Annotated in this window: 5 protein-coding genes; 1 reads left to right on the top strand and 4 read right to left on the bottom strand. The window is 66.4% G+C overall.

Going from position 1 to position 6,402, the window contains the following annotated elements:
* The first annotated feature begins 558 nt into the window (after positions 1 to 558).
* A complete protein-coding gene (locus tag BGN98_RS09615) occupies positions 559 to 1,827 on the top strand; it encodes a CoA transferase (RefSeq protein WP_288121140.1) in 1,269 nt (422 codons plus the stop codon).
* 55 nt (positions 1,828 to 1,882) lie between these two features.
* On the opposite strand, the gene BGN98_RS09620 is transcribed toward BGN98_RS09615, so the two are convergent.
* The 4 genes from BGN98_RS09620 to BGN98_RS09635 all read right to left on the bottom strand — a co-directional run.
* Positions 1,883 to 3,004 (bottom strand): substrate-binding domain-containing protein, encoded by a 1,122-nt coding sequence (locus BGN98_RS09620; RefSeq protein WP_005048981.1) that lies wholly within the window; start codon positions 3,002 to 3,004, stop codon positions 1,883 to 1,885.
* 47 nt (positions 3,005 to 3,051) lie between these two features.
* Positions 3,052 to 4,395 carry a multiple monosaccharide ABC transporter permease gene (gene mmsB, locus BGN98_RS09625; RefSeq protein WP_005048979.1) on the bottom strand — a complete coding sequence of 448 codons (1,344 nt, stop codon included), beginning with the start codon at positions 4,393 to 4,395 and terminating at the stop codon, positions 3,052 to 3,054.
* Entirely contained in the window at positions 4,392 to 5,939 is a 1,548-nt protein-coding gene (gene mmsA, locus BGN98_RS09630) for a multiple monosaccharide ABC transporter ATP-binding protein (protein ID WP_005048976.1), read from the bottom strand. Before mmsA ends, mmsB begins: the two co-directional genes overlap by 4 nt.
* A gap of 141 nt (positions 5,940 to 6,080) precedes the next feature.
* Positions 6,081 to 6,402: substrate-binding domain-containing protein (locus BGN98_RS09635; protein WP_288121142.1), on the bottom strand; the 322-nt coding region annotated here is incomplete at its 5' end.

The following is a 6,402-nucleotide window of genomic DNA, read 5'->3' on the forward strand; positions in this document are numbered from 1 at the left end:
TGCAGCGAGTTCGAAACTGACCAAAAGGATGCCATCACTGACAATCCATAATGCCGACACCAAAATGCCGGACTTGATCCAAAGGAATCTCACCCCACCAAAAGGCAGGGACGAGGTAATTTGGCATTTGACAAGTGCACGCTGTTGAGTTCTCAAGGATCGGACGCTCCCGTGCTCCGGCCTCTCGGCCTTCATCGCGGGGCGACTTCTCTTCGCGGACAAGATGTCTCGCCCGTCATGGGCCCGGAGGAACATGACAGGAGTGACAGAATCGTCACGCAGGCAGTATCGCTCTCGCGACTGCCAACACCCACCGCCGTCGTCCGTCTGAAACGGAGTGCAGGAGGGAGGTTTCCATCCTAGACCATAAGTCCTGTTCTCTCTACCGAGAGGTTTGGGATGGGGTTCGGTTCTCCGCTTGAGGGGGCGAGGCCTTCCGGCCCTTCGCTCTTCCCTGTGGGGCGAACAAGCAATAACTTACGCGGCACACCACCAACCAGCAAATCACACCCACATCCCGGGCGTGTCGCGCGCTGTGTCCGGTCGTAGGCTCCCCTCATGGAACCTCGCTCGCTGCGCGCACGGCTGCCCGTCGGCACGCTTGCCACACGCGCCGTCGGCTGGGTCGACGCGGCGACGGCGCCTCTTGCTGGTACTCCTCCCGCGACGGTCGATGCCGAAGCGGTCACCGTCGCGTACACGAGCGAGCGGTGGTTCCGATGGGAGGGGCAGCCGGGCATCGGCTTCGCCCCGTTGTCGGGGTTCTTCCGCACCAGGGACGGGTGGGTGCGCACGCATGCGAACTACCCGCACCACGAGCGTGCTCTGCGCCGCGCGCTCGGCCTGCTCGATGCGCCGCAGGACGGCGACGACCCGGATCGCGTGGGAGCGCGATTGCGCGCGTTGCCCACCCGGGAGGCCGTCGAGATCATCACGCGGGAAGGCGGCCTGTGCGTCGAGGTGCGACGCGAGGATCCCGAGACGGACGAGCGGCTGCGCGCGTCGCCGCTGGCCACCGTGCGCCGCATGGCGGACAGCCCGCTCGAGGCGACGGTCGCCGATGCCTCGGCTCCCCTTCGCGGCGTGCGCGTCCTCGATCTCACGCGCGTCATCGCCGGGCCGGTGGCGACGCGGACACTGGCTCTTCTCGGTGCCGACGTGCTCCGCGTCGATTCCCCTCGGATACCCGAGATCGCCGTTCAGCATCTGGACACCGGTCACGGTAAGCGCAGCACACTGCTCGATCTCGATGCTGACGCCGATCGCCGACGCTTTGACGGCCTTCTCGTCACCGCCGACATCGTGGTTCTCGGCTACCGCCCAGCTGCGCTCTCGCGACTGGGCCTGGAACCCCGTGCGCTGTGCGCGCGGCATCCCGGCATGATCGTGGCCCGACTCAGTGCGTGGGGTGCCGCGGGCGGACGCGGCTTCGACAGCCTCGTGCAGGCGGCGTCCGGCATCGCCTGGATCGAGTCCGCCGACGGCCGCACCCCGGGCGCGCTCCCCGCCCAGGCGCTGGATCACACGGCAGGCTATGCGCTGGCCGCCGCAGTGCTCACGGCACTGCGCCGTCGCGGCGAGGTCGGAGGAAGCTGGCTCGTCGAGACGTCCCTCCGACGCGTCGCGGCGGAGTTGCTCGGGATGCCGCGCGATGCGGACGGGGACCTCGCCGAACCGGTCGACCCCGATCGGTTCCTGCAGCACTTCACCGTCGGCGGCCACGATGTCGTCACCGCGGGGTCGGCCGTGGCCTACGCGGGGGCACCGACGGGGTTCCGGCCACCGCAGCCGTGGGGCTCCAGCGCCCCGGTCTGGCTCCCCCGCTGAGACAGCGACGGCCCCCGCTCCGAAGAACGGGGGCCGTCGTGGGCGTGCGGGTCGCTTACTGGGCGGCCTTCACGATGTCCAGGAGCTTGGGGCTGTTGGCGTAGGCCTCGGCCGCGTTCTCCTTGGTGACGATGACCGGCGGCAGCAGGTAGGCCGGGACGACCTTGACACCGTTGTTGTACTGCGTGGTGTCGTTGACCTCGGGCGTCTCACCCTTCTGGAGCGACTGGATCATCTTGATCGTCTGGGCGACGAGGAGCGAGGTGTCCTTGTTGATGGTGGAGTACTGCTCCCCCGCCATGATCGACTTGACCGACTCGGCCTCGGAGTCCTGACCGGTGACGGTGAACTGCGAGATGTTCTTGCCGGCCTGCTTCACCGAGGTGATGATGGCGCGAGCCAGCGTGTCGTTCGGCGAGAGCACGCCGTCGATGGTCGCCGAGGTGTAGTTGGCCGTGAGCAGCGAGTCCATCCGGCTCTGCGCGTTCTCGGCCTTCCAGCCCTGCGTCGCCGTCTGCTGGATGGCGGTCTGGCCCGACACGACCTTCAGCGTGCCGTCGTCGATCTTCGGCTGCAGCACCTTCATGGCGCCGTTGAAGAAGACCGCCGAGTTGGCGTCGTCGGGCGAGCCGGAGAACAGCTCGATGTTCCACGGCGCGCCGTGGCCCGAACGCTTCTGCAGACCGTCGAGGAGGGCCTGACCCTGCAGCTCGCCGACCTTGAAGTTGTCGAACGCGACGTAGTAGTTCACGTTCGGCGTGTTCTCGATGAGGCGGTCGTAGGCGATCACCGTGACACCGGCATCCGCCGCCTGCTGCAGCTGCGTGCCGAGCTGCTTGCCGTCCTTGGCACCGATGACGATGACCTTGGCACCGTTGGTGATCATCGAGGAGATCTGGTTCTGCTGCTCGGCGACCGTGTTGGATGCCGGCGCGTACTGCACGTCGGCCTTGAACCCGGCCTGCTCGAGGCCGTTCTTGAACAGGTCACCGGCGAGCACCCAGTTCTCCGACGTCTTGTCGGGAAGTGCAATGCCGATCGAGGCGTCCGCGGCGAAGCCGGCGGCGGCCCCCGCCGATGCGGTCGCGTCGCCGCCGCGCCCGGAGCTCGAGCAGCCCGTGAGCGCGAGTGCCGTGACGGCGGCCAGTGAGGCTGCCGCAAGAGCGATTCTCTTCATTGATTCATCACTTTCTCTGGTGAGGGTGAGGCGAGTCGTTCCCGGACCTACACCTTGGGGAGGTCGGCCGGCTGGCTCGACTCGTTCGTGCCCGACGTCGGGATGACGGCGGGGACGTCTGTGATCACGGCTGCACTCTTGTCGCGACGGCGCAGGAGCAGACCGATGATGGAAGGACCGCCGCGACGCTTGCTGATGACGTCGATGGCGACGGCGAACAGGAGCACGAGGCCCTTGGTGATCTGGATCGCGTCGGCCTGGGCGCCGATCAACTGCAGACCGTTGTTGAGGAAGGCCATGACGAGCCCGCCGATGATCGAGCCGATCACCGTGCCGATGCCGCCGGAGACCGCGGCGCCACCGATGAACACGGCCGCGATCGCGTCGAGCTCCCAGCCGTTGCCGTCCTGCGGGCCGGATGCCGTGGCACGCCCGACGTAGATCATTCCGGCGACGGCGGCGAGCACCGACATGTTCATCATGACGAAGAAGTCGACGCGGCGGTCCTTGATGCCCGACAGCGCCGCCGCGAGGCGGTTGCCGCCGACCGCGTAGATGTGACGGCCGAACACCGTGCGGTTGGTGACGAACGAGTAGATCACGACCAGCACCAGCAGGATCACGCCGGAGATCGGGAAGCTCGTGCCCGGGCGTCCCGTGGCGAACAGCCACGCCGCCCAGAGGATCGCGGCCGAGAGGATGACGACCTTCACGCCCGACACCCAGACCGGAGCGGAGTCCGCACCGATCTTGGCCTGCTGACGCCGCAGACGCCACTCGTTGTAGACGATCCACGCCACGCCGACGAGGCCGAGGAGCATCGTGAGCACGTTGAAATCGACGGCGATCGGAAGTTCGGGCAGGTAGCCCGAACCGATGTAGCTGTACTCCGGCGGCACCGGCGTGGTGGTCGACTGCCCGATCCACTGGTTGCCACCGCGGAAGATCAGCATGCCCGCGAGCGTCACGATGAACGCCGGCACTCCGACATACGCGACCCAGAACCCCTGCCACGCGCCCACGAGCGCGCCGACGACGAGCCCGATGAGGATCGCCACAGGCCAGGGCATGTTCCACTCGCTCATCGACTGCGCCACGATGATGCCGACGAAGGCGGCGACCGACCCGACGGACAGGTCGATGTGTCCCATGATGATGACCATCACCATGCCGATCGCGAGGATCAGGATGTAGGACTGCTGGCTGACGACGTTGATGAGGTTCTGGGGAGAGAGCGTCGTGCCGCCGGTCCAGATCTGGAAGATCAGGATGATGGCGATCAGCGACGCCAGGATGCCGAACTGTCGCAGGGACGATGTGCCCCCGCCGAACATCTTCTTCAGGTCGGAGATGCCGCCTGAACGCTTGGTGGGTACCGTCTCGGTGCTCATCGTTGTGCCTTCTGTCGTGCGGAGGTCATGCTGCGCATGAGGTTCTCGGGGGTTGCGTCGGCGACGGGCAGGTCATCGGTGATCTGCCCCTCGAAGATCGTGTAGATGCGGTCGGAGATGCCGAGCAGTTCCGGCAGCTCGCTCGAGATGAGGATCACGCCCTTGCCCTGCGCCGCCAGCTGCTGGATGATCGCGTAGATCTCGTACTTCGCGCCGACGTCGATCCCGCGCGTCGGCTCGTCGAGGATCAGCAGTTCGGGGTCGGTGAACATCCACTTCGCCAACACGACCTTCTGCTGGTTGCCGCCCGACAGCTTCGAGACGCCGACGTCGACGCTGGGCGTCTTGATGCGCAGCTTCTTGCGATAGTCGTCGGCGATGTCGTTCTCGGCGTAGGGGTCGATGACGCCGTTGCGCGCGATCTTCTTCAGCTTTGCGGCGACGATCGAGCGCTTGATCGTGTCGAGGAGGTTCAGCCCGAGCACCTTGCGGTCCTCACTCACGTAGGCCATGCCGTGGTCGATCGCGGACTGGACGTCCTTGATCGAGACTTCCTTGCCGTCGATGAGGATCTGTCCCGACTCGTACGTGCCGTAGGAGCGGCCGAACAGGCTCATCGCCAGCTCGGTGCGCCCCGCACCCATGAGTCCGGCGATGCCGACGATCTCTCCCCGACGGACGTAGAGGTTGGAATGCTTGGCGACGAGGCGCTCGGGGATCTGAGGGTGGCGCACCGTCCAGTCGCGCACCTCGAAGAAGACCTCGCCGATGTGCGGCGTCCGGTCGGGGAAGCGGCTCTCCAGAGAGCGACCCACCATGCCGCGGATGATGCGGTCCTCGTCCACCGCGCCCGTCGCGACATTGAGCGTCTCGACCGTGCGGCCGTCGCGGATGATCGTGATGGAGTCGGCGATCTGCTCGATCTCGTTGAGCTTGTGACTGATGATGATCGAGGAGATTCCCTTGCCCTTGAGGGACAGGATCAGATCGAGCAGGTGCTGCGAGTCGTCCTCATTCAGCGCTGCGGTGGGCTCGTCGAGGATGAGGAGCTTGACGTCCTTCGCGAGAGCCTTCGCGATCTCGACGAGCTGCTGCTTGCCGACGCCGAGATGCTTGACCTGGGTGTCGGGGTCGTCGCGCAGCCCCACCCGCGCCAGCAGGTCGACGGCGCGCAGACGCGCGGTGCTCCAGTCGATGACGCCGCCGCGCTGGATCTCGTTGCCGAGGAAGAGGTTCTCCGTGATCGAGAGCTCGGGGATCAGCGCGAGCTCCTGGTGGATGATCGCGATGCCGGCGTTCTCGCTCGCGCGGATGTCCTTGAACTGGACGACCTCGCCGCGGTACCAGATGTCGCCGCTGTAGGTGCCGTACGGGTAGACCCCGGAGAGCACCTTCATGAGCGTGGACTTCCCGGCACCGTTCTCGCCGCAGATGGCGTGGACTTCGCCCGCGGCGACGGTGATCGACACGTCGCTGAGCGCTTTCACACCCGGGAACTCCTTGGTGATGGAGCGCATCTCCAGGATCGGCACTGCATCCGGCATGGTGCGCGACCTCCTCGTCGTCAGCTTGTCTTCGTTGAGCGGGCTTCGCTCCGAAGCCCAATGTGACCGTTCACATCGCTTGAACATCGTGCACCCTCCGACCGGGGTTGTCAATCGCGGAAGGGCGCCGTTATCGAAGCGTCATCTTTTCGCCGTGACGGCGACGGCACACGACTCCCGCACCACGAGCGAGGGCTCCAGATTCATGCCGCTCGCGGCATCCGTGGGGACCTCCGGCTCTCCGATGGCACGCAGCAGCGCCGCCATCGCGCGCTCGCCCAGCCCGGCGAACTGCTGATGGACGGTCGTCAGGGGCGGCCACGCATGCGCGGCGAGGGGGATGTCGTCGAAGCCGACGACGCTCACCTGGCGCGGGACATCGATGCCGAGATCACGGAAACCGTGGATCATCCCGAGCGCCATGGCGTCATTGGCGGCGAACACCGCGGTGAAGTCCAGACGG

This window comes from Microbacterium sp. 69-7 (assembly GCF_001897985.1).
In the GTDB taxonomy this organism is placed as follows: domain Bacteria; phylum Actinomycetota; class Actinomycetes; order Actinomycetales; family Microbacteriaceae; genus Microbacterium; species Microbacterium laevaniformans.